At 46.5% G+C, this 26,740-nt stretch carries 22 protein-coding genes; 12 read left to right on the top strand and 10 right to left on the bottom strand.

The features are described 5' to 3' along the window. Positions 1–63 precede the first annotated feature (63 nt). Entirely contained in the window at positions 64–2,814 is a 2,751-nt protein-coding gene (gene polA, locus Q337_RS0112100; protein WP_026471809.1) for a DNA polymerase I, read from the bottom strand. Positions 2,815–3,352: 538 nt separating this feature from the next. Between polA and Q337_RS0112105 the strand changes: the two genes are divergently transcribed. Further along, positions 3,353–6,190, top strand: coding sequence for a DUF2339 domain-containing protein (locus Q337_RS0112105; protein ID WP_026471810.1), 2,838 nt, complete (start codon positions 3,353–3,355; stop codon positions 6,188–6,190). Between the two features lie 12 nt (positions 6,191–6,202). Then, a complete protein-coding gene (locus tag Q337_RS0112110) occupies positions 6,203–7,528 on the top strand; it encodes a DUF3999 family protein (protein WP_026471811.1) in 1,326 nt (441 codons plus the stop codon). Between the two features lie 23 nt (positions 7,529–7,551). Here Q337_RS0112110 and Q337_RS17660 read toward each other — a convergent pair whose 3' ends face one another. Both Q337_RS17660 and Q337_RS0112120 read right to left on the bottom strand, forming a co-directional pair. Then, positions 7,552–8,493, bottom strand: a complete 942-nt coding sequence (locus Q337_RS17660) for a mechanosensitive ion channel family protein (RefSeq protein ID WP_084494827.1) — start codon at positions 8,491–8,493, stop codon at positions 7,552–7,554. A 93-nt stretch (positions 8,494–8,586) separates the two neighbouring features. After that, positions 8,587–9,420 carry a hypothetical protein gene (locus Q337_RS0112120; protein ID WP_228133129.1) on the bottom strand — a complete coding sequence of 278 codons (834 nt, stop codon included), beginning with the start codon at positions 9,418–9,420 and terminating at the stop codon, positions 8,587–8,589. 142 nt (positions 9,421–9,562) lie between these two features. On the opposite strand from Q337_RS0112120, the gene gspE reads away from it, so the two are divergent. Both gspE and Q337_RS17665 read left to right on the top strand, forming a co-directional pair. Continuing rightward, positions 9,563–11,044, top strand: a complete 1,482-nt coding sequence (gspE, locus tag Q337_RS0112125) for a type II secretion system ATPase GspE (RefSeq protein ID WP_026471813.1) — start codon at positions 9,563–9,565, stop codon at positions 11,042–11,044. A 50-nt stretch (positions 11,045–11,094) separates the two neighbouring features. Continuing rightward, positions 11,095–12,279: a toxic anion resistance protein gene (locus tag Q337_RS17665; RefSeq protein ID WP_051526849.1), complete on the top strand. Its 1,185-nt coding sequence runs from the start codon at positions 11,095–11,097 to the stop codon at positions 12,277–12,279. A 74-nt stretch (positions 12,280–12,353) separates the two neighbouring features. On the opposite strand, the gene Q337_RS0112135 is transcribed toward Q337_RS17665, so the two are convergent. The 3 genes from Q337_RS0112135 to Q337_RS0112145 are packed head-to-tail and all read right to left on the bottom strand — an operon-like array spanning position 12,354 to position 14,780. After that, a complete protein-coding gene (locus tag Q337_RS0112135) occupies positions 12,354–13,322 on the bottom strand; it encodes a hypothetical protein (RefSeq protein ID WP_026471814.1) in 969 nt (322 codons plus the stop codon). 46 nt (positions 13,323–13,368) lie between these two features. Further along, a complete protein-coding gene (locus tag Q337_RS0112140) occupies positions 13,369–14,049 on the bottom strand; it encodes a hypothetical protein (RefSeq protein WP_034280280.1) in 681 nt (226 codons plus the stop codon). 2 nt (positions 14,050–14,051) lie between these two features. Further along, positions 14,052–14,780, bottom strand: coding sequence for a hypothetical protein (locus Q337_RS0112145; RefSeq protein WP_156935791.1), 729 nt, complete (start codon positions 14,778–14,780; stop codon positions 14,052–14,054). Positions 14,781–14,942: 162 nt separating this feature from the next. Here Q337_RS0112145 and Q337_RS0112150 point away from each other — a divergent pair, with 162 nt between their 5' ends. After that, positions 14,943–15,647 (top strand): riboflavin synthase, encoded by a 705-nt coding sequence (locus Q337_RS0112150; protein WP_026471817.1) that lies wholly within the window; start codon positions 14,943–14,945, stop codon positions 15,645–15,647. A gap of 24 nt (positions 15,648–15,671) precedes the next feature. Here Q337_RS0112150 and Q337_RS0112155 read toward each other — a convergent pair whose 3' ends face one another. The 4 genes from Q337_RS0112155 to Q337_RS18410 all read right to left on the bottom strand — a co-directional run bounded on the left by Q337_RS0112155 (position 15,672) and on the right by Q337_RS18410 (position 19,322). Then, positions 15,672–16,517, bottom strand: coding sequence for a carbon-nitrogen hydrolase family protein (locus Q337_RS0112155; RefSeq protein ID WP_026471818.1), 846 nt, complete (start codon positions 16,515–16,517; stop codon positions 15,672–15,674). Between the two features lie 36 nt (positions 16,518–16,553). Further along, positions 16,554–17,084, bottom strand: coding sequence for an STAS domain-containing protein (locus tag Q337_RS0112160; protein ID WP_026471819.1), 531 nt, complete (start codon positions 17,082–17,084; stop codon positions 16,554–16,556). Between the two features lie 105 nt (positions 17,085–17,189). Further along, positions 17,190–18,155: a PP2C family protein-serine/threonine phosphatase gene (locus Q337_RS0112165; RefSeq protein WP_051526850.1), complete on the bottom strand. Its 966-nt coding sequence runs from the start codon at positions 18,153–18,155 to the stop codon at positions 17,190–17,192. A gap of 33 nt (positions 18,156–18,188) precedes the next feature. Then, positions 18,189–19,322: an MlaA family lipoprotein gene (locus tag Q337_RS18410; RefSeq protein WP_051526851.1), complete on the bottom strand. Its 1,134-nt coding sequence runs from the start codon at positions 19,320–19,322 to the stop codon at positions 18,189–18,191. A gap of 271 nt (positions 19,323–19,593) precedes the next feature. Here Q337_RS18410 and Q337_RS0112175 point away from each other — a divergent pair, with 271 nt between their 5' ends. The 7 genes from Q337_RS0112175 to hisD all read left to right on the top strand — a co-directional run bounded on the left by Q337_RS0112175 (position 19,594) and on the right by hisD (position 26,682). Then, a complete protein-coding gene (locus Q337_RS0112175; protein ID WP_026471821.1) occupies positions 19,594–21,114 on the top strand; it encodes an RNA polymerase factor sigma-54 in 1,521 nt (506 codons plus the stop codon). Between the two features lie 233 nt (positions 21,115–21,347). Further along, a complete protein-coding gene (hpf, locus tag Q337_RS0112180; protein ID WP_026471822.1) occupies positions 21,348–21,668 on the top strand; it encodes a ribosome hibernation-promoting factor, HPF/YfiA family in 321 nt (106 codons plus the stop codon). Positions 21,669–21,986: 318 nt separating this feature from the next. Next, positions 21,987–22,832, top strand: coding sequence for a transglutaminase-like domain-containing protein (locus tag Q337_RS17675; RefSeq protein WP_051526852.1), 846 nt, complete (start codon positions 21,987–21,989; stop codon positions 22,830–22,832). A 159-nt stretch (positions 22,833–22,991) separates the two neighbouring features. Further along, positions 22,992–23,243: a BolA family iron metabolism protein IbaG gene (gene ibaG, locus Q337_RS0112190; RefSeq protein ID WP_026471823.1), complete on the top strand. Its 252-nt coding sequence runs from the start codon at positions 22,992–22,994 to the stop codon at positions 23,241–23,243. A gap of 7 nt (positions 23,244–23,250) precedes the next feature. Further along, a complete protein-coding gene (gene murA / locus Q337_RS0112195) occupies positions 23,251–24,510 on the top strand; it encodes a UDP-N-acetylglucosamine 1-carboxyvinyltransferase (RefSeq protein ID WP_026471824.1) in 1,260 nt (419 codons plus the stop codon). Positions 24,511–24,572: 62 nt separating this feature from the next. Next, positions 24,573–25,235 (top strand): ATP phosphoribosyltransferase, encoded by a 663-nt coding sequence (hisG, locus tag Q337_RS0112200; RefSeq protein ID WP_407636779.1) that lies wholly within the window; start codon positions 24,573–24,575, stop codon positions 25,233–25,235. Between the two features lie 160 nt (positions 25,236–25,395). Continuing rightward, positions 25,396–26,682 (top strand): histidinol dehydrogenase, encoded by a 1,287-nt coding sequence (hisD, locus tag Q337_RS0112205; RefSeq protein WP_026471826.1) that lies wholly within the window; start codon positions 25,396–25,398, stop codon positions 26,680–26,682. The last annotated feature ends 58 nt before the right edge of the window (positions 26,683–26,740 follow it).

The following is a 26,740-nucleotide window of genomic DNA, read 5'->3' on the forward strand; positions in this document are numbered from 1 at the left end:
TGAGCAGCGGTTTTTTACTTTACGGCATTATCATTAAGGCTATCGTTTCAGGTCAAAGACCTCTTAACCATGGGCATCTTCCCAGTTGCAGCCTTTGCCCACTTCCACCAGCAACGGCACATCAATTTGTACCACATCCTGCATTACCTGACTCAGCTCGCTAGCCAAAGAATCGGCAATCTCTTCATCAACTTCAAATACCAGTTCATCATGCACCTGTAGCAGTAACATGGCCTGATCCTTGGGTAAAATATGGTCAACCGCAATCATGGCTTTTTTGATGATATCAGCCGCCGAACCTTGCAGTGGCGCATTAATGGCGGCGCGTTCTGCGCCCTGACGCACCATGGCATTGCGGGCGTTTACATCCGGCGTATACAAACGGCGACCCATGAGCGTTTCTACAAAGCCCTGCTCGGAAGCCAGCTTGCGGGTGCGCTGCATATATTCATACACACCCGGATAACGCGCAAAATACTGGTTAATGTAAGACTGCGATTCCTGCCGGGACAGCTTGAGCTGCTTGGACAAGCCAAACGACGACATACCATATAGCAAGCCAAAGTTAATAGTTTTGGCCTGACGGCGCTGATCATTGGTCACGTCTTCGAGGGCAATGCCCAGTACCTCGGCAGCAGTGGCCTGGTGAATATCCAGCCCCTGCTGGAAAGCACGCAGCAAGGCTTCATCCTGTGAAAAATGAGCCATGAGGCGCAGTTCAATTTGGGAATAATCGGCTGCCAGCAGTACACGGCCTTGTGGTGCAATAAAGGCCTTGCGGATTTGCCGCCCGGTTTGCCCGCGAATAGGAATGTTTTGTAGGTTGGGATCAGTCGAAGACAAGCGCCCGGTGGCTGTTACTGCCTGATGATAGCTGGTGTGTACCCGGTTAGTACCCGGATCGGCCTGTGCAATCAGGCGATCAGTATAGGTGCTTTTTAGCTTGCACAGGCTGCGGTGTTCCAGCACTGTGGCAGCAATCGGGTGATCAATTTTTTCAAGCACAGCTTCACCCGTGGCATACTGGCCGCTCGCAGTTTTCTTGCCGCCGGCAATACCAATTTTCTCAAACAGGATTTCACCAAGCTGCTTGGGCGAGGACACATTAAACGGCTGGCCTGCCATTTCAATGACTTGCTGTTCCAGTGTATCAATTTGTCCGGAAAACTCATCGCCCAGTTTGGCCAGAAACCCGGTATCCAGCTTGATGCCGCAGCGTTCCATGTGGGTTAAAATTTGCGCCACCGGCAGTTCCAGCTTGAGCAGTAATTGTTCCAGTGCCGGGTCTTCCTTCAGCTTGCGGCGAAATACTTCATACAAGCGGTAAGTCACGTGCGCATCTTCACAGGCATACGGCGCAGCTTGCTCCAGCGGCACCTGATTAAAGGTGAGCTGCTTAACGCCCTTGCCAGCCACATCTTCAAAGGTGATGGTCATGTGGCTTAAATACAGGCGTGCCACATCATCCATGCCATGCCGGGTTGCTGTTGGATTAAGCACATAAGAGGCCAGCATGGTGTCAAACACCCAGCCTTTTAAATTAATGCCGTGATTTTTAAACACATGCGCATCATATTTTAAATGATGGCCAATCTTGCCAATGGCTGCATTTTCAAAATAGGGCTTAAGCTGATCCAGAATGATTTCACGATTTAACTGTTCGGGCGCATCCAGATAATCATGTGCCAGTGGAATATAAAAGGCATCCTGAGCATCAAAGGCAAATGACAGGCCAACAATTTGCGCCTTGCGATAATCCAGACTGGTGGTTTCGGTATCAATGACAAAATGATCGGCGTTTTGCAGCCGGGCAAAAAAATCATCAAACTGGGCTTGCGTTAAAATGGTGTGATATTGCGCCGTACCCAGCTTGTCATCACTGCTGCTGCTTTCTGACTGGCTTTCAAAATTCTGGCTAGCCTGCTGCTGGTTAGGTTCAGTCTGGATTGCCATTCGGTCCGGATTATTCGGATGTTCCAGCGACTGTAGCTGGCTTCTAAATTCCAGCTCGGTATACAGACGGCGCAGTTCTTCCACATTGGGATTGCCCAGTTTTAGTTCAGTCCAGTCCAGTCCAACCGGCAGGTCACAGATAATGGTGGCGAGCTGGTGATTCAGTGGAATGCTGTCCTGATGGTCACGGATATTCTGGCCAAGCTTGCCCTTGATGTTATCCAGATTTTGCAGGATGCCATCAATATTCTGATATTCCTGCAACAGCTTGGCTGCGGTTTTGGTGCCCACGCCCGGAATACCCTGAATACCATCAGAGGCATCGCCCATCAGGGTCAGATAATCCACAATTTGCTGTGGCCAGACGCCAAATTTTTCAAACACGCCCTGCGTATCCAGCACGCGGTCGCGAAAGCTGTCTTCCAGATTCACACAATCATTCACCAGCTGTGCCATGTCCTTGTCGCCGGTGGAAATCAGCACATGGTGGCCTTGCTCGCAGGCGCGTTTGGTCAGCGTTCCCATCAGGTCATCCGCTTCAACGCCGGGCAGGGTGAGCAGGGGAATGCCCAGTGCACGGATCACCGCATGCAAATAGGGAATTTGTTCTGCCAGCTCAGAAGGCATTGGCGGGCGATTACCCTTATAAGTACTGGACAGTTTATGGCGAAACGTCGGTTCCGGGGTATCAAAAACCACGGCCATGTGCGTGGGTTGCAGGCGGCGCATCAGTTTTTGCAGGGCAGACAATGCACCGCGCACGGCATTGGTAGTGAGTCCGGTAGAGGTGGTTAACGGTGGCAATGCATGAAATGCCCGAAACAGGTAATACGAACCATCAACCAGTACAAAAGGGGGCATGTCATCTTTCATCATGTAAAGTAACCATTTTTTAAAAAGTAGAATTAAATTCTGGCGGGCAGGATGCGCATCAACACATTGGTTTTGTTCCAGCCGGACCTATGCAGAATAACATGAAAAAACCTGAAAATAAGTGCCACACCAGTACTACATCAGCGTGGAGACATACTGGCAAAGAACGATATTTTTAACCATCTGCCACAGTACTGATGCCAGAAATTCAGGCACAATCAGGCAAAAAACCGCATAGAAAAAAGCAGGATTAAAGTCTTGAGTATGGCTATTAATATGGAGCAAAAAACGCAAATTTCAACCCGGATTTCACGCCTGTTACCGTGGTGAACATGGCTTTTGCCAATCATTTATTTTCAGGGTTTAAACAGATAAGTGTGAGGTGAAAGCAGTGATCACCACCTAAAAACCTGGCAGGAAAAATAAGAATTTTACCGTTTGCTTCATTTAGCCTTTACATAAACTAAATTTTTAATATATTGCATTGCGGTACGATGAAAAATAAGTAAAACAAGGATAATGTTCGATGTTTCATTTGTCGTTTTGGGCCATTGTGGTGTTTTTGCTGCCACTGGCCTTGGCTATTGTGGCACTGGTGACCAGCCTAAGAACCCAGCGTCAACTGGAACAGGACGTTAGCCGACTGGAACAACTGTTAAAAACCACCATTCAGCAGTCGCAAGCTTATCAACAAGCTTCTGGGCAAACCACAGCTACATCGGCTCAGGTAGCGGCTCAAGCAGATTCTAGCCAGCAAGTTTTGGCTCATCAATCATCAATAACCGATGACATTCCCGTCACAGCGCATTCACTGGAAAGTCAGGTGCCTCTTGAACCTGCTGCTACAGCACAAGCTAGTTCCATTGACGAGGATTTAATAGATTCAGCGCCAACAGGGCAAATCGCAAATCCTGCCAAAGCCGCATGGCCGCAAGCTACTACTTCACCTACGCGCCCACAATTGCTGGAACCGGATGAACAATCCCTGAGTGTGGTGACTTCCATCTGGCATTCCTTTTTGCAATGGTTTAAAGGCGGTAATGCGATTGTACGGATTGGGGTGATTGTGCTGCTGGTTGGCGTAATTTTACTGCTGCGACTGGCCAATGACCTGCTGACGATTCCGATTGAAGTGCGACTCGGCGCAGTGGCGATTGGTGGCGTTGCACTGACCCTGATTGGCCTAAAGCTACGGCAAAACCGGCGCAGCTATGCGATTAGCATTCAGGGCGCTGGCCTTGCCATAGTGTACTTTACCCTGTTTGCTGCGTTTCGCCTGTATGAGGTGTTACCGGCCAGCCTGACGTTTGGCCTGCTGGCAATTCTGGCAATCGTTAGTGCAGCACTGGCCCTGATGCAAAATGCCTTGCCCTTAGCCTTGCTGGCCTTTGGTGGCGGTTTTTTGGCGCCACTACTGACTTCTACCGGAAGCAATAATCTGGTGGGGCTGTTTAGCTATTATTTAATTCTCAATCTGGCACTGGCCTGGATGGCACATTATAAAACATGGAAGGTCTTAAACGTGCTGGGGGCTGGCATGACCTTTGGCATGGCGGGCTATCTGGGCTGGAATAGCTATGAAGACAGCATGCGCTGGCCATTGGAAGGCTTGCTGCTGGCGCATCTGGCACTGTATTTGTTTATTGTGGTGCGTTATAGCCAGCAACTGGCAACCGTGCCAGCCGATGAGTCGGTACGTGTTGCCCCAGTCGATAGCAGCCTGCTATTTGGTGTGCCACTGATGGGTTTTGCCCTGCAAGCTGGCCTGCTGCATGACATTCCCTATGCACTGGCGCTGAGTAGTGCCGTGTTATCTGAATTATATCTGGCGTTGGGTTACAAGCTGTTTTACCAGAACCGGAAACTGGTGCTGTTGACCGAAGGTGTATTGGCGCTGGGCATTGGCTTTATGGCACTGGTGATTCCATTGGCACTGGATGCGCAGTGGACCGCAGTGGGCTGGTCGGTTCAGGGGGCTGCACTGGTGTGGCTGGGCAAGCGGCAAAACCGCATCTGGTCAATCCGCTTTGGCGTGTTACTGGAAGTCTTAAGCACACTGGCGCTGTTGTGGTTGTCGTTTGATGGCAAGGAACTGCTGTTGCCACTGGTGGTGTATAGCGTGTGCCTGTTTATTTGTGCCTTGCTAGTGCGTAAGCAGAATCATCAAGGGGTAAATCTGCTATTAAATCTCTTTCAACCTGCCTTTTTAATATTGGCATGGGCATTTGCGGCCAGTCAGGTCATGCTGCGTGAGCTGGAACAATGGAGTATGGGGCATCAGGTTTACTGGCCTTTGCACCACTTGCAATTTAGTTTGTATCCACTGATTTTTATATTTATAACAATGTTGGCCAGCTGGCGTTTTTACTGGCCGCAGCTTAGCTTGTTAATCCGGCTGATTCTGGCTGCACTCACCCTGCATGCTGCTGTCATCTGGCTTGACTATGGGCATTTGCTGGTGCATCGACCACTTCTGCTACTAACCATTTTTAGCTATGCAGCCTTTGGCCTATTGGCAATTCAGCGACTTTCCCGACAGTTAATTTATGCCAATACCCTGCAAGAAGCAGCGTCTTCTACCCAGCAGCATAGCCTGTCCAGCCGTGTTGAGCAGGCCATCTGGGCAATGGGCTTATTGATCTATAGCAGTGTGCTGTTACAGGTGTACTGGATCAAACAGCCGATGATTGCCATGATTATTTTGCCACTGGGTCTCATCAGTGCTTTATTACTGGTTAAAAAACCATTGTTGCTCATTCAGCGCCACACGCTGCTGCATGATTTAAGTGTTCCGGTGAGTGTGGCGCTATTTGGCTGGATGATGGCTGCCAATTGGCTGTCTAGCGGGCAAATAGGTGGTTTGCCGTATATCCCCGTGCTGAATGTGCTGGACATTTGCCTGATTGGTGCTGGATTAGTGATTTACCGTTTAATGATGGATTTGCCACCAGTATTGATAAAAGTGGCACAGGCTGGATTGGGTATTGCTGCATTTTTTAGCTTAACCAGCCTGATTATTCGCACCCTGCATCAATGGGCAGGTACACCACTGTGGGAAAATGGCGCATGGCAGGTTGATCTGGTGCAAACCAGCCTGACCATTATCTGGACTTTATGCGCCCTGATACTAACAGGTTTGGCCAGTCGCTATGGCTGGCGGCAGGTATGGCTGGCGGGCATTGCCTTGCTGGCAGTCGTGGTGATTAAGCTGTTGCTGGTGGATTTATCCAATGTGGCCGCCATTGCACGTATTGTGTCTTTTATTGGCGCAGGCTTGATTATGCTGCTGATTGGTTATATTGCGCCTTTACCGCCTGTAAAAATAGCCGAAATTCCACCATCTTCACCTGAATCCAGGGAATAGGCAGGGCCAGATATGACTTTCAAACTGATTATTACTGCTGGCCTCTGGAGCTGGCTGATCACTGCCCATGCGGCAACGAGTCAGCTCAGCACGCCAATTGTTGAAAAAAACCTGCAAGGCGTGCAGCAGCTTGAGCTGAATCTGGCCAATATTGCAGCCTATCTGGAACAGCCCCGGCAATTATCGGTGATAGATGCCAACCGGCAGGTCATGCCCATGCGCATGATGCAACCCGTGCTTAAGCCCCAAAAAACCAGTTTTCCTTTGCAGGTATATCGTTGGCCGGCACAAGCAGTATTTAATAATCCTGCGGCCTTAAACCAGCTTCAGCTTCAATTAAAGCAGGGTGAGCAGCAGGCTGTGGTGACCTGGCCGGGCCAGCCGGATCTAAACCTGACTCAGGCTGGCATAGATCAAAGCTGGCTACTGGCTGCACCGCAATTGCCAGAACAGCCTGCTGGTCAGATACGCGCCGAAGCTTTGCTATTGAGCTGGAACAATAATGATTTTTCCAGCCAGGTGCAGGTAGAGGGCAGCGATAATCTGGTGGACTGGCAATTTGCTGGCCTGGGGCAGGTGCTGCAAACGCACGATGCCAAAGGTCAGAAATTGCTACAGCAGCGGGTCGACATCCGGCAGTATTATCAATTCTGGCGGTTGCGCTTTGATCAGCCGCTGGCGCTACAGCAGGTTCAGCTTCAGGCCAGCTTGCCTGCCATGCCAGCATGGCAGCAGCAGGAACTCCAGTTTCAAAAAACCAGTGAACCTTCACTCCATGAATCATCACCACAATGGCAGCTTCAGTTACCGTATCCGATTGCCATTCAGAAAATGCAATTTGATGTGCCTGCCAATCAGCTATGGCAGGTAAGGGTAATGGCCAGATTGCCACAGCAGGGCCGTGAGATTTGGCAGCAAGTAGGACAGGCTGGGCTGTATCGTAACAAGCAAGGTAGCAGTACCGAAAATCAAGTAAACCAGATTGAGTTTAACCAGCCAGTAATGGCACGTGAATGGCGGGTGCAAATTGAAGCCCCGGTGAATCTATCCCGCTTGCCGGTACAGGTTTTTGCCCCCAAAACCGTGCTGTATTTTCTGGCACAGGGCACCGCGCCTTACCAACTGGTGTCTAACCCGCAGGCCAGCCGCGTACCACCCCGGTTGCCTGAAAAGCTTAATCCCGTGGGCAAGGTGCATCTGGGTAATACCATTGTAATAGTAAAGCCGGTTTCCACCCGGCAATATGGCTTGTGGGTAGGACTCATCCTGCTGGTAGGGGTGCTGGCAGTGGCTGCATGGCGCTTATACAAAACCATGCAACAGCCGGGGAATTCCTGATCAAGAATAGCCGCTTGGACTCATTAGCGTCGGGGTGTGGGACCAAGTGGCGGGTTATTCATAGACTGGGCGTTAAGATTAGGGCCTTGCAGATTGTCTGCCAGCATGACAGTGTCCGGGTCACTCAAGCCCTGATGCAAATCAATTTTCGGCACCGGAATTTCAATATGATTACGGATAAAGTCATCCTTAATCATTTCCTGAATTTCATCGCGCACGGTTAAAAAATTTTCACGCCGGGTCCAGACTGCAAACATCAGCTCAATGGTGGATTCACGAAAGGCAGTGACGGTAACGCGTGGCTTGGGTTCATCCATGACCAGCGGATATTCACTGGCCAGATTCAAGAGCACCTGCCGTACCTTGCTCATGTCTTCCTGAAAGGCAATAGCCAGTGTAATAGGAATGCGCCGAATTGGAAAACGTGACAAGTTTTGTACCGGGGTGCGAATCAATTGCTCATTAGGCACCCGGATAAAAATATTGTCCACCGTGCGCAACTTGATGGATAGCAGGTCAATGGAAATCACTTCGCCTTCAATCACATAACCACGAATCAGGGTCATTTGAATCAAGTCACCTACTTCAAACGAACCTTCACCAATCAGGAATAGACCGCTAATCAGGTTGGAAGCTGAAGTTTGTGAGGCAAAACCAAATGCCACGGTTAAAATACCGGCTGCTCCCAAAAACACACTGAGCTTGAAACCTGCTTCACGCAGGCTGGTAATCAGGAACAGCATAAAAATGAAATAAAAAATTCCGCGTCGCCAGACCAGCCGCTGATGGGCATTAAAGCGAAAGCCAATAGTGCGGATAAAGGCATTGCTCATCAAGCGCGCCACAAAAAAACCCAGCGTCAGCATCACCAGTGCGACCAGAATATCTTCCAGACGATCGGTTTTAATTCCGCTCACCATGCCAGTAAAGGTACTTTTGAGTTGTTCTGTAATATCCAGCGCCATTCATTCAATCCAGTGACCAAGGTGGTAATCAGTTCAACAATAGGGTTAGTGCAAAGTCCACTATTTAAAAAACTATAATAAAACAGGCTAATACTAAAAAAAGCTGTCAAACATATGAAACAAGCCACCTTCACCAATCCGTGGTGGCTGAATAAAAGCCACCTGACCCGCCTGCGGGGGTGTACGATTTTCAATTCGGATGCGTGGAGGACGGTTGGGTGTGTCCTGTACTACCCGGATTTGTGACGTCCAGATGCGGCCGCTATCACTACAGTGAAACAGAGGCAAGGCCTGTACAGGCAGGTTCATGCGATCCAGTTGTAATAGCGTGCTGCTGGTATTGTGGAAATGCACGGGTGTTACCGCCCGAAAAGCACGTGGTACTAACTGCTTTAAGTCAGTACGGCCTTCCACCGGTGTGGCATAGCACAACTCGCCTTTAATGGTATCGGGGCCAAACCAGGAATCCTTGGGCCGGTTAATGGCAATATCAAATAGCGGTTCACGCTGGCCGCCGACAAAACCCGCCATCCAGAGTGGGGTACTGACAAACAGCGTGCCTTGCTGGCCTGCCGGAATAAAAATGGGATTAATAGGCTTTACAATCACCGAGCGATCAGCCAGCCGGGGATACAGCGATAGCGAATCACCGGTATGCGCAAACATATAGCGTTCCAGTACGGTTGGCTCGCTAAAGGCTGTATCAATATCCAGTATTTCCCAGTCCTGCATGTTTTCATTCTGATGGCGTGGACGGTGATACTCCAGTTGCCATTCATTAATATTGCGGCTAATGCGCACATACAGCGAACCCAGCCGCCATGCCCGGGACTGACCCACCATAAAGCTCAACGGCCCCCACCAGGGTGCTAGGGGGGAGTGTTCATGGGAAGCATGCTGTAGCAGCGTATCAGGGATCAAAGTCATGGCCTGTATTGCAAAAATCCGGGTTTGGTAAAGGCGTTAAAAGATAGCTGAAGAAATCGGACAATAAAAGAATAGTGGCGCTTTAATCAGCCAGATGCTTAGAGTACACTCATTGTTCCTGTTAATAAAAATGGAATTTGTCGTGCAATTGCTTCGTCAGGCTCAGCTTCCCTACAGTTATGCCAAACGTCATGGTGTGCTACTCCAGTTTGACGGTGAGCAAGCCATTATCGTGCGTCGGCAAAATGCGCCCTTACCGGCACTTACCGAAGCCCGTCGCTTTCTGGGTGCGACTGCTTCTTATAAAACCGTGGCTGACGAAGAATTTTCACGCCTGCTGGCTGCCTCATTTGCAGGTGATACCGGAGAGTCGCAACAGGTTGCAGCAGGTCTGGAAGATCACCCCGATTTGTTAAGCCTTGCCGATCAGGTGCCGGAAACTGAAGACCTGATGGATCAGGAAGACGATGCACCCATCATTCGTCTGATCAATGCCTTGCTGAGCGAAGCCATTCGTCTGGGTGCATCGGATATTCATATTGAATCGTTTGAAAAACGCTTGTCCGTGCGCCTGCGCGTGGATGGACAATTGCGTGAAATTGTACAACCGCGCCGGGAACTGGCACCGCTGCTGGTCTCACGGATCAAGGTCATGGCACGACTGGATATTGCCGAAAAACGCATTCCGCAGGATGGCCGTATTTCCCTGCGACTGGCGGGCCGTGAAGTGGATGTACGTGTCTCGACCCTGCCATCCAGCCATGGTGAACGGGTAGTAATGCGTTTACTCGATAAACAGGCAGGCCGCCTCAACATGACCCATCTGGGTTTGATGAAAGATGACTATGAGCGCCTGACGCATCTGATTCACCGTCCGCATGGCATTATTCTGGTCACTGGCCCTACCGGTTCCGGTAAAACCACCACCCTGTATGCTGCACTCACTGACCTCAATGACAATACCCGTAATATTTTAACTGCCGAAGACCCAATTGAGTACCAGCTTGAAGGCATTGGCCAGACCCAGGTCAATACCAAGGTCGACATGACCTTTGCCCGTTCCTTGCGTGCCATGTTACGTCAGGATCCTGATGTGGTGATGGTGGGTGAAATCCGTGACCTTGAAACCGCTGAAATTGCCGTACAGGCCTCATTAACAGGCCACTTGGTATTATCCACCCTACACACCAATACGGCAGTTGGCGCCGTCACCCGACTAAAAGACATGGGGATTGAGCCATTTTTGCTGTCTTCTTCCTTAATTGGCGTGATTGCCCAGCGGCTGGTGCGCACTTTGTGTAAACATTGCCATACATGGCGCGAAGCGGACAGCTACGAGCAGCAATTATTTAGCCAAGTGCAATTGACTGAGCCGTTAAAAATTCCGGTGGCGCAGGGCTGTGAGCAATGTAATCAGTTGGGCTTTAATGGCCGTACTGCGATTTATGAAGTAGTGCCCGTTGATGATGCCATGCGACGCCTGATTCATGGCAATGCAGCAGAGCATGAGCTGGAAGCCTATGCGCGTAGTTATGCGCCCTCCATTCGCCATGATGGCTTGCTGAAAGTCTTGCAGGGTAAAACAACGGTAGAAGAAGTATTAAGAGCCACGCAGGAAGAGTAAGTAAATAGTTTTCAAAATTTAAGATTAGATAAAGCACTGAGAATACTAATATGTCAAATGACTTAAATAATTCAACTGACCATGACATACGGCTTGAGCAAAGCAGTAATATTGTACCGCTTGATCAGGACGCTATACCGAATTTAAATACGCAGATTGATGAGTTTATTCATTCAGTTATTACATTGGATATTCAGCAAAAAGATTTTCAAGATAAAGTAAATAGTGTTCATCAATTAGGTCAGCAAACAGTTGTAAAGACTGCCGGCTTTAGTCAGCGCTTACTATCACGATCCATAAAAAAAATGGATGATGATGAAGAGGCTAAAGGTATTGGTCAAAGTTTAATTGACCTTAAACAAACCCTTGAAGCATTAAATCCTGCCAACAATACTAGTTTTTTCAGTAAACGGAAATTGCTGGGCTTTATTCCCTTTGGCAGCAAAATAGAAGATTATTTTGATAAATATAAATCGGCGGAAGCACATTTATCAACCATTTTGATTGCTTTGGATAAGGGTAGAGATGAGTTATTAAAAGATAACATTGGTATAGAACATGATAAAAAACAACTTTGGACACTGATGCAACAATTAGAGCAATATATCTATATTGGCCGGCAGCTGGAGCAAATTTTAACTGAAAAACTATATGATATTGAGTTGCAGCATCCTGAAAAGGCAAGAGTGATTAAAGAAGAAGTAGTGTTTTATTTGCATCAAAAAATAACTGATTTACTGACACAACAAGCTGTCGGTATGCAATCTTATTTATCACTTGATTTGATTCGCAAGAATAATTTTGAATTAATTAAAGGTGTAGAGCGTGCTACCACCACGACTGTAGCAGCATTGCGTACCGCGATTGTGGTCGCACAGGCCTTAGCTAATCAGAAGTTGGTTTTAAAACAGGTTGATGCCGTTAATAAAACGACTGAAGATTTAATTGTTGCTACAAGTAAAATGTTAAAAAACCAAACTAAAGATATTCAAATACAGGCGAGTAGTAGTGTAATTAATTTGGATAAACTACAGACTGCTTTTAACAATACTTTTGAAACAATTAATATGGTCAATGATTTTAAAATTCAGTCAATTGACAAAATGCATAAAAATATTGAGGTATTAAACCAGCAATTAGAAACAGCAAGAAGCTATCTGGATCAAAATAAGGAATATGAAGTAAAAACACATCTTGCAAGTCATCAGATTAAAAGTGACAACGGGAACATTTAATATTATTAAACTAAGGATTTAATTTTATATTTAATAATTAAATCCTGATTCAAAGCTTTATTCTTGGAGTGATTTTATTGAATGTAAAAATAACTTCCATGATAGCCACCTTGAAATGTAAAATCATCTTTACCTGTAATCTCTTTGACAGATTTTTTCAGTTTTTCAGTTAATTGGTAACTATAAAAATACGGATAGTTTAACTTAATACATCCTCGACAAAAAGATTCCTCATAAGTATTAATAAATACAGGAATATCAAAGGGTAATCCCTTAATTTTCTGGGATTCATAACCAGTAAGGATTATAGCTTTAATATTTTTGCTTTTAGTGTGTACATCCCATACAGCATTATTATAAGCATTTAAAATCAGTATGGTTGGGGGTATCTGATCAGCAATTTCTATCTCAACACTAAAATTTGTGTATGGAGAAGAAGGATGCCAATAAGCATAATCCGCACACATAGAAGCTTGGTTTGAATTAGCCTGATTATATCCTTCTAGTGCTTCACAAATTGCAAATAAATTACGATCATCTGTCTCTTCGGTTGAAGAAGGATCATGTACAGCAATAACTACAATTTGAGCATTTTTTGCTAACTGCTTAAGGCTCTGCGGATTTATAGGTTTAGCATATAAAGCACGTTTAGCTTGATCACTGCTCAATTCTTTTTTAAATTTCTTAAATTTTTGATCGTAACTATCTTTGTCTTTTTGCCTTAGTTTCGCTAATGATTTTTTAAAAATTTGGTCTTGCTCTGTTATAACTGTTTGTTCCGTAGAGTCTTCTTCAATATTATCTAAATTTTGCTTGATTTGTTCAGCATAAGTTTTTGCATGTGCAGCATCTACTTTAGCAATTCGTGCAGCATCTATAGCTGCCTTTAATTGTCTCTGATCGTTAGTATACCTTCCATTACTAACCTGATGCTTAATGCCTATTATAAATAAAGTTGCAATAACAAAAATAAAATTAATTCCTATTACCATAAAAGAATAATTATGAAATATCTTTATATATAATATAATTTTTTTAAACATATCATAGATTCTATTTTAAAAGTTATTAAAGTTTAATTGAAGAGATTCAGATTTCATTTTTAATGAAAAATGATTCTGCATAATATTTTTCCTGATAAGAAGTAATAGCTTTCCTAGTTAATTTATAAACAGTTGTTGATATGGATTCATCCTGTGTATTGTATGTATTATGACTAAAAGCTGCACGTAATTCTCCCGTTACTCCTGTGACATGCTGAGAGCAGCAACCACCAAAAATAATAGCATTAACTTCTGTGTTATCTTTTTTTTCAATAGTCCAATTAATAGGTTGATAGGCTATTAAAACAAGAGTAATAGGGTTTTTAGAGTTACTAATAATAACTTTAACCTGTTTTAAAGGTTGCTTGGTATTTTTTGTATAGCACTTTTCATAGGACATTTTTTCACATTCGGGAGTATACCAAGCATATATATTTGAAATCTTTTTATCATAGATTCTGATGGCATGAACCTCAGTGTCTTGGCTTAGTTCAAGTGTGTTAGAGTTAAGCGAGTTCAGAGTGTCTTGTGCACTTGCAGCAGCTTCAGCTGCTTTTATAGCTGAATTTTTAGCATCTTGAGCTGCTTCCTGAATCGTATCCCTTATCATTTTGGCTTGGGTAACATTAGCCTCAGTTTTATTGGGAATAGAGATAGGACGTATTATCATAAATAAAGTACTTAGGACAAAAATAGCATTCACCATTTTCACAGTATAAAAATGCACTTTTAGTCCTCAGCTTCTATTTTAAAGAACTGATAAGGTTTTAATTTTTGATTTAAAAATTCAGCATGTAATGTAAGGCCAGTTAAATTATCAGCCAAAATATTATCTAGCATTGTATATAATTCATTTTTGAGTAATTCAAGCTGTTCAATGAGCAAGTCTTTTGCAGTTTTTTCATCATTAATGATTCGATTACTTGCATAGTAGCGGGGAATTTTTAAATAATTTTCTATAGTAGGTTGTAAGTATTCATATACAATTTTTTGAGTCTTATTAATTTCTAAAGAGAAAACATCATTACGTGTTTCAGTTTGTTGATAGAGCATTAATAGTATTTGGTAAATCTCATTCAATATTTTTGTTGCACTATAGGGTAACTCAAGTTGATGGGTAATTTTTAATTGCAAAAAATCATCGATAAAAGGGCTAATTTTATTCCGAGCATGTGAATCTTTATGTTGTATAGTTGGTAAATTCTCTGTGAGAGAAAAAACTGGTTCAGAAGTTGAAACATTCAAATCTGTAGAAGATTCTTTTTCATTATAGTTTTGATCTGAGGGAAATATTTTTACGGCAGCAAACCAACCAGCACTGTAAAAAATAATTAGGACTGTTAACCATGACCAAGTGATTACTCCCATCCAAATCATTACGTAGCCAACAATAGTACTAATACATCCTATAAGGTGTTGGCGAGAACTTAGAAATATTTGGGCTTGGGTGGAAGACATATGTTCTCTATTATGAAATTATATGAATATATAAAATAAAGTTTAATTCCTGCAATTAACTAAAGCTAGCGCTTTATTAGCGGATATAATTTTATGGCAGCGAGTGTTAGCCTAAGGGATTGTAAGTCAAATTAGCCAAACCTACTATACAAAGAGAATCCCATGTTTACCGGAATTATCCAAGCGGTTGCCACCATTGAAAATGTCACTGATGTCGCAGGGATTCGCACCTTTGTCATCCACTTTCCAGCAGGCTTTTGCCAGGACTTGCAGATTGGTGCCAGCGTGGCCATTGATGGCACTTGCCTCACTGTTACCCAAATCATTGATGCCAACACCACCAGCTTTGATGTCATGTTACAAAGCTTGCAAATTACCACACTGGGGGAGTATCAGGCTGGCACCCAGGTCAATGCCGAGCGGGCTGCCAAGGAAGGTGCTGAAATTGGCGGGCATCCACTGTCAGGACATATTGATTTTACCGCAACCCTTCTGGACATTAGGCAATATGACAATAATTTTTGCTATCGCATTGGTGTCGCACCGCAATGGATGAAATATATTTTTTCCAAAGGTTATATTGCTATTAACGGCACTAGTCTAACGCTGTTTGAAGTCAATAAAACTGAGCACTGGTTTGAAGTCTGGCTGATTCCTGAAACCCGCCGTATGACCGTTTTTGCACAAAAGAAAGCAGGTGATCGCTTAAACGTGGAAATTGAACGCAGCACACAGGTGCTTGTAGATACGATTCACGATGCGCTGGATGAAAAGCTGGGTGCTTTAGCGCCATTACTGGAAAAAATCATGCAGCAACAAGACATGGATTTGGCCAGTGATCTGGTTCAAACATTGCCTAAAGCATGATTTTAGCTTCAGAAAAATTTTAAATTAGAAATCTTTTAATAAACCCAAGCGACGGTGCCGCATCAGGGGCATGGATTCACGCCGTTTCTGGATAGTGGTGTGATCAAATGTAGCAGCCACAATGCCCATACCCGCTTCCGTGCGTTCAGCCACGATTTCCCCCGCAGCATTACTGATGGCACTATGGCCCCATGTTTGGCGTAAAGGTTGCCGCGTACCATGAGTTCCCTGCTGTCCAGCACCCAAAACATAGCACTGCGTGTCAGCCGCACGGGCACGCAATAATAATTGCCAGTGCAGGCGACCTGTCATTTCAGTAAAGGCAGAAGGAGCAGTGAGAAAATCCGCTCCCTGTTTACGTAAGGCTAGGGCCAGTTCCGGAAATCGCAGGTCATAGCAAATCATCATGCCAAGACGGCCAAATGGCGTATTGGCAACAACGATTTCATCACCGGGTTCAAAAGTGGCCGATTCCTGATAACTGCCCGTATTGTCACCCACCTGCACATCAAACAAATGAATCTTATCATAGCGAGCTACTGTTTTGCCTTCTGGGCTAATCAATAAGCTGGTGCTGCGAACACGGCTATTGGGCACAGTTTGACCATTAGGACGATACGGGCAGGGAATTGAACCGGCAACCAGCCATAGGTGATATGTTGCAGCCAGTTGCTGGAGCTGTTGCTGCAATTCGTCAAAACGCTCAGCTGTTTTTAGCTGTTGCCCCGCTGCAAAACAGGCAAAATTTTCTGGCAATACTAGCAGGGAGACATGCTGTTCACGTGCCTGCTGCATCAATAGCGCTGTATTGGCAAGATTCTGCGCAATCGAATCCTGCGAATTCATCTGCGCTACTGCAAACACAGGCAATTGATCTTGAAGGGAGCAAGTCATGGGGCAGCGGGATTAATGATACTGCGTTGAGGAAAGTTGCTGGGCAGCTTGCTGCTGGCGTTGTTCTTCTTGTTCGAGTTGTCTCACCAGCGGCTGAAACATATTGTGGTTGGCTTTATTCAGGCACATCAGGGTACGGTGGGCTTCCAGTACAGTATGCAGCATTTCACTGTGATCACCATGCTCTTCTGGCAATACCTGCGTACAGCATGCATCTGCCGGACAGTTCAGCATGACAAATACCTGACTTAAGCCCATGCTGTTGGCCAGCGTGGTGATATCAGGATTGGTGGTAATCATGACTGCCTGAATATTATGGATTTGCTGTAGCTTTAAACCCAGTTTCGCTAAAATGCCCAATACAGTGCTATCAATAAAGGTGGCCTTGGTCAAATCAACCAATGCACCTTTAATGCCAGTTTGCTGTTCTATTTTATCGAGAAGGTGATCAAGACTAATACAAGAGGTGGCTCGGACTTCACCAATAAGTTTGAATACGTGGGTACCATCCAAGCCTGCATATTCAATATGACCAGTTGACATAAACATGCCATTTTCATACGGGGAGTAATAATTATCCCATAGCTCATGCACTTCGGCAAGTAAGCTGGTGGTAATTACCACCTTAAGCATGGCTAATAAATAGGCTTATTTACGTGACAGGCATAAAATGGCGATATCATCGGGTACATGCTCTGGCGGCTTAAGTCCATCAGTTTGCAGGGTTTTTATCAGCTGGTTAAACTGCTCGTTCAAACCACCTTTAAAAGATTCCAGCGCGCCATCCGAACAAAAAATTAATTGTGCACCGGATTTCATGTGTAAATGCTGGGTCTGGATTTTCAGGTCGCTGGTTAAGCCCAGTGGCAGGCTGCTGGTGGTTAAAATGGCAGGTTCCTGTCCGGGTTGCAGCAAAATGGGTGGTGGATAATGGCCGGCACTGCACCATTCAATGTCATTGGTTTTAAAGTCCAGCAGGCCGCAAACCAGCGTAATGTGCTTTTCGGCGTTTTGTGCCACCAGCTTGTTATTGAGCTTGGTCACCAGTTGCATTGGGCTATAGGCCCGGCCATGAAAGCCTGCCATCCATGAGGTCAGCAAGCTGCTGGTAACACCATGTCCGGCAACATCAGCCAGATAAAACAGGATTTGCTGGTCATCCACCTGCCAGTAATCAAACCAGTCCCCTGATAAAAACGCAGCAGGCTGAAAAAATTGTTCAATCTGGTAGCCATCAATCTCTAGCGGACGGGGCAACATACGTTGCTGCAAGCGTGCCGCAGCAGGTAAATCGCGGCTATCCTGATTGCGCTTGTACTGTAAATCCAGCTGCTTGAATACTTCTTCAGGCTGTGCTGGCAGTTCATTCCAGATCCAGCCTGCCAGCGCGCCTTTTTGCCATGCTTTGGCCAGTAGAGAACCTTGCTCGGCTCTGGCCAGTACAATGGTTGGATTTTTCCATTGCTGGTTTAAGAAGGTTTCAACATCGGAAAAAACCACCAGCGTGTCGTCAACTGTAGACAGCTCATCAAGCCTCATTTGTTGAAGACTCGGCAATGCCCGTTGCAACTGGGCAATTTCTGCTGACAGGTCAGTTTTATAAATGACAAGCATTGGACTAGGCAACTGAAAGATTTAAGTTAGACATTAAAACGCTGCATCCTGATTTTGCGCAGGCTCAGACCCAAAATCAGGCACGGCCTGCATTTCGGCTGCTGGTATTGAAGCGGGTTCCGTTGTTGATTCAGTGTCGCCAAAGTTCTGATCCATACTGCTACTGTTAGTGTTGCTACTCTCATTCATATCATCTGGCGCATCGCCAAAGCTGGCGTCTTCATCGCCAAAACTGTTGTCCACGCTGGCATTTTGTTCATTACCTGAAATCAGGTACTGCCGGCGCTGCAGGTACAGGTCACGCAGCAAGGCATACTGGTCACCTTGAACCAGATCTTCTACCCCGACAAATTTGGCGCGTGCATCCACGCCTTCAGTGCCCACTAAACCCCAGTAAAGCGAGTTCTGGTTCATATAGTGCACGGGACGGCCAAAGGTATCAAAAATACGGCCAGCACTATCGCGCAAAGTGGATGGGCCTAACACCGGCAGCATTAAAAACGGCCCTGACTTTACGCCCCACTTGCCCAGTGTCTGGCCAAAATCCTCATTGCCCTGTGAGGCAAGACCGAGTTTGGTTGCCGGATCAGCCAGTCCCAGGCTGCTAAAGGTATTAACCGTAAAGCGGCCTAAACTCTTATAGGATGAGATGCCATTACCCTGAAGCAAATGGTTAACCGCATTCCATGGCTCACGCAGGTTTGAAAAAAAGTTGCCGATACCGGTTTGAACCGGGGCAGGAACTTTATTCTTATAGGCTTTTGCAACTGGCAGTAAAAGATGCTGATCAAGCTTGGAGTTAAACTGGAAAACTTTACGGTTAATGGGCTGAAACGGATCTTTAACCACATCGGGCTGGCTGGCATTGGCATCGACCCGAAGCTGCTTGAGCGTAATGCGGCTCAGTGCATTAAAAGTAAAGGGATCGTCATACACATTAATCTGCGAGTCAGCCGCATTGACAGGCTGCACAGGGGGCTGAATCACTTCGCTAATGGTTAAGGTTTGATACGCTATATTGATGTTTGGGCTGGTCTGATCAGGCGAAGCTGAAGTTTCCTTGCTATTGTTATTGATTGGCAGGGCAGGGTCGATTGCCAGTGCAGGTGTAACAAATGCAGCATTCATGGCAGCAATACTGAACCAGCGGGCAATTGCAGTCGTCATATACCGAATCTTCCTAACTTTATTTCACGGCAGAGTAAGGTACTTTGCGCTTATTGTAAATTATTCGTCAGCCTGTTATAGCATATTCCCACATTACTCCCAGATTACTATTTGATGTATAAATAAATTTTATGTAAGGAGTTGCGTGCAGTTATTGTGCTGGGCAGTAGCTTTGATATTGAATATTTTTGCTGCGGCATAGAAATTGCTTTCCCTTTTGCTTTCGCCTTGTGGTTATAATAAAAACTCATACTAAAAACAGGACATCAGTATGAAGCTATCCATGGGGATGAAAGTTTCTGCTTCCTTATCCTTGACGCCACAGTTGCAGCAGGCCATTAAACTGCTGCAATTGTCTTCGCTTGAGCTGGAGCAGGAAATTCAGGTTCAACTGGATAGTAATCCCTTACTGGAAGTGATTGATCCTAGCGAGGAAAATCAGCGCCCTGCCGAGGCTACCACCAGCCAAAGCTCGACTGAGCAGGCTGAAAGAGAAGGAGCGGATTATGAAACCTCGCTCACAGAGCATATGCAGGCCAACCAGCTCAATGACGATTTGCCGGTTGATACCCAGTGGGATGATATTTTTACTCATCAATCCACCGCACTGGCTACACCGGAATTTGAAGAGCGCGAAGATAATCGCACCAGTCAGGACAGCATCTGGGATCATTTGCGCTGGCAGGTTAATTTTGCTCACTTTAGCCCGATAGACCGCCTGATTGCCGAATGTATCATTGATGGTATTGATGAGCGTGGCTACCTGATGATTAGCCTTGAAGATGTTCTTGAAGCAGCGGTGCAGCAATTGCAATCACTAGGCGTGCTTAGTGAGGATATGGACCCTGCCGAGCTGCTGGAATATGACATTGAGCTTGAAGAAGTTGATGTGGTGCTCAAGCGCATTCAGAATCTGGAGCCTGCTGGGGTGGGCGCGCGCAGTTTGCAGGAATGCCTGTTGATACAGCTAAAGAACCTGCCGGAACACACGCCCTGCCGTCTAGATGCATTAAAACTGTTGCAGCATCATGAATTATTGATTGCCAATGATATTAACCGGCTGATGCGGCAAACCCAGCTTGGGCAGGATGCCTTAAAAGAAGCTCTGAACCTGATTAAATGCCTTGATCCTTATCCGGGGCAAAAGTTTTCTGACCCGGAGCGCGACCATCAGGTGCCGGATGTAATTGTGCGCAAGAAAAATAACCGCTGGGAAGTGCAGCTCAACACTGACATTTTACCAAAACTGCGGGTCAACCCGTATTATGCAGGACTAATTCGCCGTGCAGACAGCAGCAGTGATAACCAGTATTTGCGCCTACACATGCAGGAAGCACGTAACTTTATTAAAAGTGTAGATGAACGACACAAGACCTTATTAAAGGTATCCACCTGTATTATTGAGCATCAGCGTGATTTTCTGGAACATGGCCCCGAAGCCATGAAGCCACTTATCCTGCGTGATATTGCCGAAGAAACCGATTTGCACGAGTCCACAGTATCGCGGGTTACCACCCAAAAATACATGCTTACGCCGCGCGGATTATTTGAACTGAAATATTTCTTTTCAAGTCATGTCGGTACCAGCAGCGGTGGAGAATGTTCGTCTACGGCAATCCGTGCCATGATCAAAAAAATGGTTCAGGAAGAAAATGTGCGTAAGCCATTGTCTGATAATGCAATTGCCGAGAAGCTACAGGCTGAGGGAATTGATGTGGCGCGGCGCACGGTTGCCAAGTATCGTGAGTCGCTAAATATTCCATCATCCAGTGAACGAAAACGCTTGCTTTAAGCGGGCGAATATGATTATTTAAAGGTGTCACCACTGCGGTGACATGCACCGTCCGACTCCAGGTTGCGCTTTGATTTTTAACAATAAAATTGCAACCATGAGCCGTATCTCTGCAAGGCGAAGAGTTTGTTCCCATCAGGTTCAAATCGACCTATTTTCCTTTGGAGAAAAGGCCGCCGTTTGCTTATGGGAACGCTTGATTAATTAACGATAGTTAATGCGAGGATGGATTTATGCATATCAAAATTAGTGGACACCACATTACTGTAACCCCTGCCATTGAAGCCAGCATTCTTGAAAAATTTGCGCGGGTAGAGCGCCACTTTGACCATATTAATAGTATGCAGGTAGTTTTATCTTTAGATAATCATCATAGTGACTGTAGCCATAAAGGACAGTCCAACCATAAGGCAGAAGCCATTTTACGAGTACCGGGTGCTGAGCTGTTTGCACAGGCCTGTGCCGATGACATGTATGCTTCGATTGCCATGCTGTCAGAAAAACTGGATCGTCAGGTCAAGCGCCATAAAGAGCGCCAAATGACCCGTTACTAACAGAAAGTGAGGTTAAAAAGGGCTTATGATCAGCCCTTTTTTTATAGCTTTTAATTTTAAGTCCAGAATTGCATCAGCCTTCAATCATCTTATCTGATGAGTTTCAAATCAGGACAACTCATAAGGAATGTAGGGACCTGTTTTGATCCGCTGCCCTTATTGTAATTCGCTATTTAACAAACGTCCAAACTGGTTACGTGAACCCTGTTTTTCTCACACAACCCGGCTTTTGACTGTACAGCTTGTAACCAGCATAACCAATTTTATGGCCTAGAATTTCAGGCACTGATAACGTTATAAAATTTTTAGGTTTTAACCATGTACACGTTTGATATTGATTGCAGTTTTGGTTACGAAGTCAAGCAACCATCGGAGTTTATTTTTCATATACAAGTGGCCCATCATCCTTGGCAAACCATTCATGAAGAATTGCTACAGGTTTCCTCACATTTGCATATTCATGAGTATGAAGATGAAAAAGAGCTGAACCGGCTGTTCCGGTTTAGTGCGCCAGCAGGGCCAATTGAGTTGCGCTACCGGGCACGGGTGAGTGTGGATATGCCTTATCGTGATCCGGCTTTCCGTGAAATGGACATTGCCGAGTTGCCATCCGAAGTATTGCACTATCTACTGCCCAGCCGCTATTGTGAATCTGATTTGCTCAGTGGCATGGCGCAGCGCACATTTGGCCATATCCCGCGCGGGTTTGACCGGGTGGAAGCGGTGTGTGACTGGATTAAAACCAATATTGCCTATGAAGTGGGTTCATCCCATGCATCGACCACTGCACGTGATGTACTGGCCAACCGTGCCGGGGTGTGCCGTGACTTTGCCCATCTGGGGGTGGCGTTGTGCCGGGCACTCAATATTCCAGCCCGTTTTGTGTTTGGTTACGCCGAGTTTGAGGAGCCACCACCAGATTTTCATGCCCTGTTTGAAGCCTACGTTGGCAATCAATGGGTATTGTTTGATGCCACCCGTATGGCGCCCATTGAAAAAATTGTCCGCATTGGTACAGGTACGGATGCCAAGGATGTTGCCTTTGCGACCATTTATGGCGATGTTGAAATGAAATATATGAAGCCATTGATTTGTGACCATGTGGATGGGCAGGCGCCTAATTTTGTCCACAAGGATCAGTTTATTGGCCTAAAAACCGCATAACACTGAGATAATATCGGCCAGCGCTATTAAAACCGACAAAAACCTATAGAAATAGTAGCGCACACTGGACGTTTTGGATTGGGCAGAGTAACCTTTCGCCCAATCTTTTATCTATTTTAGAATCTTTTCCATTACCGTTTCTTCATGTAGGGGTTTGCAATGAATAGCGACCAACTTGCCACGCTGTTACAGGCGGCTTTTCCTCAGGCTGAAGTTCATGTCACCGGACAGGCTGGCAAATTTGATTTACGCATTGTTGATGCCCAGTTTGAAGGTTTACGTCCGGTTGCGCGCCAGCAAGCGGTTTATGCCCCTATTAATGAGCATATTGCCAGTGGTGCAGTGCATGCGGTCAGCATTCGTGCCATGACGCCAGAAGAGTGGCGTAAAGCCAGCCTGTTTGGAGCATAACCTTAGCATGGATCGTTTTTTAATTACTGGCGGCAACCGCCTTGAAGGCGAAGTCCGTATTTCCGGTGCCAAAAATGCGGCGCTGCCGTTGCTGGCGGCAACTATTCTGGCCACTACACCCATTACCTTGACCAATGTGCCGCGTCTAAAAGATGTCTCTACCCTGATCAAGCTGATTCAAGGGCTTGGCATTACCGTGCATTATGAAGGTGACACGGTTACCGTAGATACCTCAACCTTAAATAATCAGTATGCTCCATATGAACTGGTTAAAACCATGCGTGCCTCCATTCTGGTGTTGGGACCGCTGCTGGCCCGTTATGGGGAAGCCAAGGTATCGCTGCCCGGTGGATGTGCCATTGGCTCGCGTCCGGTTGACCAGCATTTAAAAGCACTGGAAGCTCTTGGCGCGCAAATTGATGTGGAAGCTGGTTATGTGTACGCCAAAAAAGCAGGCAAGCTGGACGGCGGCCAAGTCAGGTTTGACATGGTAACCGTTGGTGGTACAGAAAATATTTTGATTGCAGCCAGTATTGCCCAAGGCACCACAGTGATTGAAAATGCCGCGCAGGAACCGGAAGTTACCGATTTGGCCAATTTGCTAGTTAAAATGGGCGCACAGATTGAAGGCATTGGCACCAGCACCTTAACCGTGCATGGCGTTGAGGCTCTAACAGGCTGTACTTATGCTGTGGTGGCTGACCGGATTGAAACTGGTTCTTATTTGGCTGCTGCTGCCATTACTGGCGGGCGCATACGTGCAACCCATACTGATCCTAGCTTAATGGAATCAGTGCTGGAAAAATTTGAGGAAATGGGTGCAACCATTAACCGGGGTGCAGACTGGGTCGAGCTGGATATGCACGGCAAGCGCCCCAGGGCTGTGAGTTTTGAAACCCAGCCGCATCCTGAATTTCCAACCGATATGCAGGCTCAACTAATGGCAGTGAATACCATTGCCGAAGGCACCGGAACCATTTCGGAAACCATTTTTGAAAACCGCTTTATGCATGTGCCGGAACTATCACGGCTGGGTGCAAAAGTGCAGGTTAATGGTTCGGAAGCCGTGGTTACTGGAGTTGAAAGCTTGCAGGCTGCACCTGTCATGGCTACTGATTTACGGGCTTCATTTTCGCTGGTGATTGCCGCACTGGCTGCACAGGGTGAAACCTGCATTGACCGGATTTATCACATTGACCGTGGCTATGAGCAACTGGAAGCCAAGTTGCAGGGCTTGGGCGCCAATATCCAGCGTATTAAGGCGTAACAGGCAATTGTTGATCAGCAGTTGCGCTGAATCATGCCAATTTGAACAAGAAGGGTAATGACGTGTCAGATGTACTCGGTAATTTTGATCATGGCTTAACGCTGGCATTAAGCAAGGGCCGTATTTTAAAGGAAACATTGCCACTGCTGGCCAATGCCAACATTGCCTTGCTGGAAGACCCTGAGCATTCCCGCAAGCTGATTTTCCCGACCACTCATCCCAACGTCCGTATTTTGATCCTGCGCGCTAGTGATGTACCCACCTATGTGGAAAATGGTGCTGCCGATATTGGCGTGGCTGGCAAAGACGTATTGATGGAACATGGCGCGCATAACGTTTACGAACTACTGGATTTGAAAATTGCGCGTTGCCGCCTGATGACAGCCGGTAAGGTAGGTGCAGTGCGTCCGGCAGGCCGCCTCAAAATCGCTACCAAATATGTCAACCTGACCCGGCAATATTTTGCAAGCCTTGGTGAGCAGGTGGACGTCATTAAACTGTATGGGTCCATGGAGCTTGCACCACTGGTAGGGTTGGGCGACTTGATTGTGGATGTGGTAGATACTGGCAATACCTTGCGTGCCAATGGCCTGGAGCCATTAGAGGAAATTTGCAAAGTTTCGTCACGCCTGATTGTCAACAAGGCCAGTTTTAAGCGCAAGCAAGCCGTGCTGGGTCCCATTCTGGCGCAACTGGAACAAGCGGTTGCTGCCAAGTCTGCTTAAGTAGCATGAAATAAACCAAACTGCATCGATGTTTTTAATGCATCGGTGCTTTCAATGGTCCGGTGCAGAATTTCCTATCATCACCCATGCTTAAAACTGCCACAAGATCAGCCAAACACGCTAAACTATGCGTTTGCTTATCATTGTGGAAGTGATGACAATGCGTCGTTTGTCAACCCGGGATGCCAGTTTTCAGCAGCGGTTTTCTGCGCTACTGGCCTTTGAAACTGTTAATGATCCTGCGTTAATTCAAACTGTTGACCAGATTATTGCTCAGGTACGTGAACTGGGTAATGCCCATGTGCTGGCCCTGACCCAGCAATTTGACCAGCATCCCGCCCAGCACTTTGATGAGCTAGAATTATCTGCTAGCCAATTGCAGCAGGCTTTTGAGCAGCTTGAACCTACAGTGCGCAATGCACTGGAACTGGCTGCTAGCCGGATTCGTGAGTTTCACCAGCGTCAGGTTCAGCCTGACTGGCAATATGTTGATGCACTCGGTAATACATTAGGCCAAAAAGTTACGCCACTGGATCGTGTCGGGATTTATGTGCCTGGCGGCAAGGCTTCTTATCCCTCTTCAGTATTGATGAATGCCATTCCCGCGGCAGTTGCTGGCGTACAAGAAATCATCATGGTGGTGCCAGCGCCAAAAGGCGAGTTAAATCCGCTGGTACTGGCTGCCGCGCATCTGGCTGGCGTGCATCGCGTGCTGACGATTGGTGGTGCCCAAGCCGTGGCTGCATTGGCTTATGGCACAGAAACCATTGCCCCCGTGGATAAAATTACTGGCCCCGGTAACCGTTTTGTGGCTGCGGCCAAGCGTGCTGTGTTCGGTCAGGTTGGCATTGACATGATTGCTGGCCCTTCAGAAATTCTGGTGTATGCCGAAGGCCAAAATAACCCGCAATGGCTGGCGATGGATTTGCTGTCACAGGCTGAACATGATGAAGTGGCGCAGTCCATTTTCATTACGCCGGACGCCGAATTACTGGAGCAAGTTGCACAGGCCATTGAAGCGCATCTGGTCACATTGCCACGCGCTGAAATTGCCAAAACATCGTTGCAAAACCGCGGTGCGCTGGTGCTGGTTAAGGATCGCGCTGAAGCAATACAGTTGATTAATCAGGTTGCCCCGGAGCACCTTGAGCTGTGTATGGATGAGCCGGAGCAGCTGCTGCCGCAAATTCGCCATGCCGGTGCCATCTTTATGGGGCGCTATAGCCCCGAAGCCATTGGAGACTACTGCGCTGGGCCAAATCATGTGTTACCCACTTCAGGCACAGCGCGGTTTTCTTCGCCGCTTGGCGTCTATGACTTTCAAAAGCGCAGCAGCATTATTTATTGCTCGCCGGAGGGCAGTAAGTCACTGGCGCAAGCTGCTGATGTACTGGCGCAGCAGGAAGGCCTGGAAGCACATGCGGGTTCAGCACGTTACCGTAGCTAATTAAATGATAGAGATACCTAGTCCCGTATTAAGAGGCTAGGGGTTTGAAGCACACTGC

It is taken from the genome of Alkanindiges illinoisensis DSM 15370, assembly GCF_000619845.1.
GTDB classification, from domain to species: Bacteria; Pseudomonadota; Gammaproteobacteria; order Pseudomonadales; family Moraxellaceae; genus Alkanindiges; species Alkanindiges illinoisensis.

What these genes read in the sequence shown, in the direction of transcription:
- polA (WP_026471809.1), bottom strand. Translation starts at nt 2,814, where the DNA reads ATGCCCCCTTTTGTACTGGTTGATGGTTCGTATTACCTGTTTCGGGCA.
- Q337_RS0112105 (WP_026471810.1), top strand. Translation starts at nt 3,353, where the DNA reads ATGTTTCATTTGTCGTTTTGGGCCATTGTGGTGTTTTTGCTGCCACTG.
- Q337_RS0112110 (WP_026471811.1), top strand. Translation starts at nt 6,203, where the DNA reads ATGACTTTCAAACTGATTATTACTGCTGGCCTCTGGAGCTGGCTGATC.
- Q337_RS17660 (WP_084494827.1), bottom strand. Translation starts at nt 8,493, where the DNA reads ATGGCGCTGGATATTACAGAACAACTCAAAAGTACCTTTACTGGCATG.
- Q337_RS0112120 (WP_228133129.1), bottom strand. Translation starts at nt 9,420, where the DNA reads ATGACTTTGATCCCTGATACGCTGCTACAGCATGCTTCCCATGAACAC.
- Q337_RS17665 (WP_051526849.1), top strand. Translation starts at nt 11,095, where the DNA reads ATGTCAAATGACTTAAATAATTCAACTGACCATGACATACGGCTTGAG.
- Q337_RS0112135 (WP_026471814.1), bottom strand. Translation starts at nt 13,322, where the DNA reads ATGTTTAAAAAAATTATATTATATATAAAGATATTTCATAATTATTCT.
- Q337_RS0112145 (WP_156935791.1), bottom strand. Translation starts at nt 14,780, where the DNA reads ATGTCTTCCACCCAAGCCCAAATATTTCTAAGTTCTCGCCAACACCTT.
- Q337_RS0112150 (WP_026471817.1), top strand. Translation starts at nt 14,943, where the DNA reads ATGTTTACCGGAATTATCCAAGCGGTTGCCACCATTGAAAATGTCACT.
- Q337_RS0112160 (WP_026471819.1), bottom strand. Translation starts at nt 17,084, where the DNA reads ATGTCAACTGGTCATATTGAATATGCAGGCTTGGATGGTACCCACGTA.
- Q337_RS0112165 (WP_051526850.1), bottom strand. Translation starts at nt 18,155, where the DNA reads ATGCTTGTCATTTATAAAACTGACCTGTCAGCAGAAATTGCCCAGTTG.
- Q337_RS18410 (WP_051526851.1), bottom strand. Translation starts at nt 19,322, where the DNA reads ATGACGACTGCAATTGCCCGCTGGTTCAGTATTGCTGCCATGAATGCT.
- Q337_RS0112175 (WP_026471821.1), top strand. Translation starts at nt 19,594, where the DNA reads ATGAAGCTATCCATGGGGATGAAAGTTTCTGCTTCCTTATCCTTGACG.
- hpf (WP_026471822.1), top strand. Translation starts at nt 21,348, where the DNA reads ATGCATATCAAAATTAGTGGACACCACATTACTGTAACCCCTGCCATT.
- Q337_RS17675 (WP_051526852.1), top strand. Translation starts at nt 21,987, where the DNA reads ATGTACACGTTTGATATTGATTGCAGTTTTGGTTACGAAGTCAAGCAA.
- ibaG (WP_026471823.1), top strand. Translation starts at nt 22,992, where the DNA reads ATGAATAGCGACCAACTTGCCACGCTGTTACAGGCGGCTTTTCCTCAG.
- murA (WP_026471824.1), top strand. Translation starts at nt 23,251, where the DNA reads ATGGATCGTTTTTTAATTACTGGCGGCAACCGCCTTGAAGGCGAAGTC.
- hisD (WP_026471826.1), top strand. Translation starts at nt 25,396, where the DNA reads ATGCGTCGTTTGTCAACCCGGGATGCCAGTTTTCAGCAGCGGTTTTCT.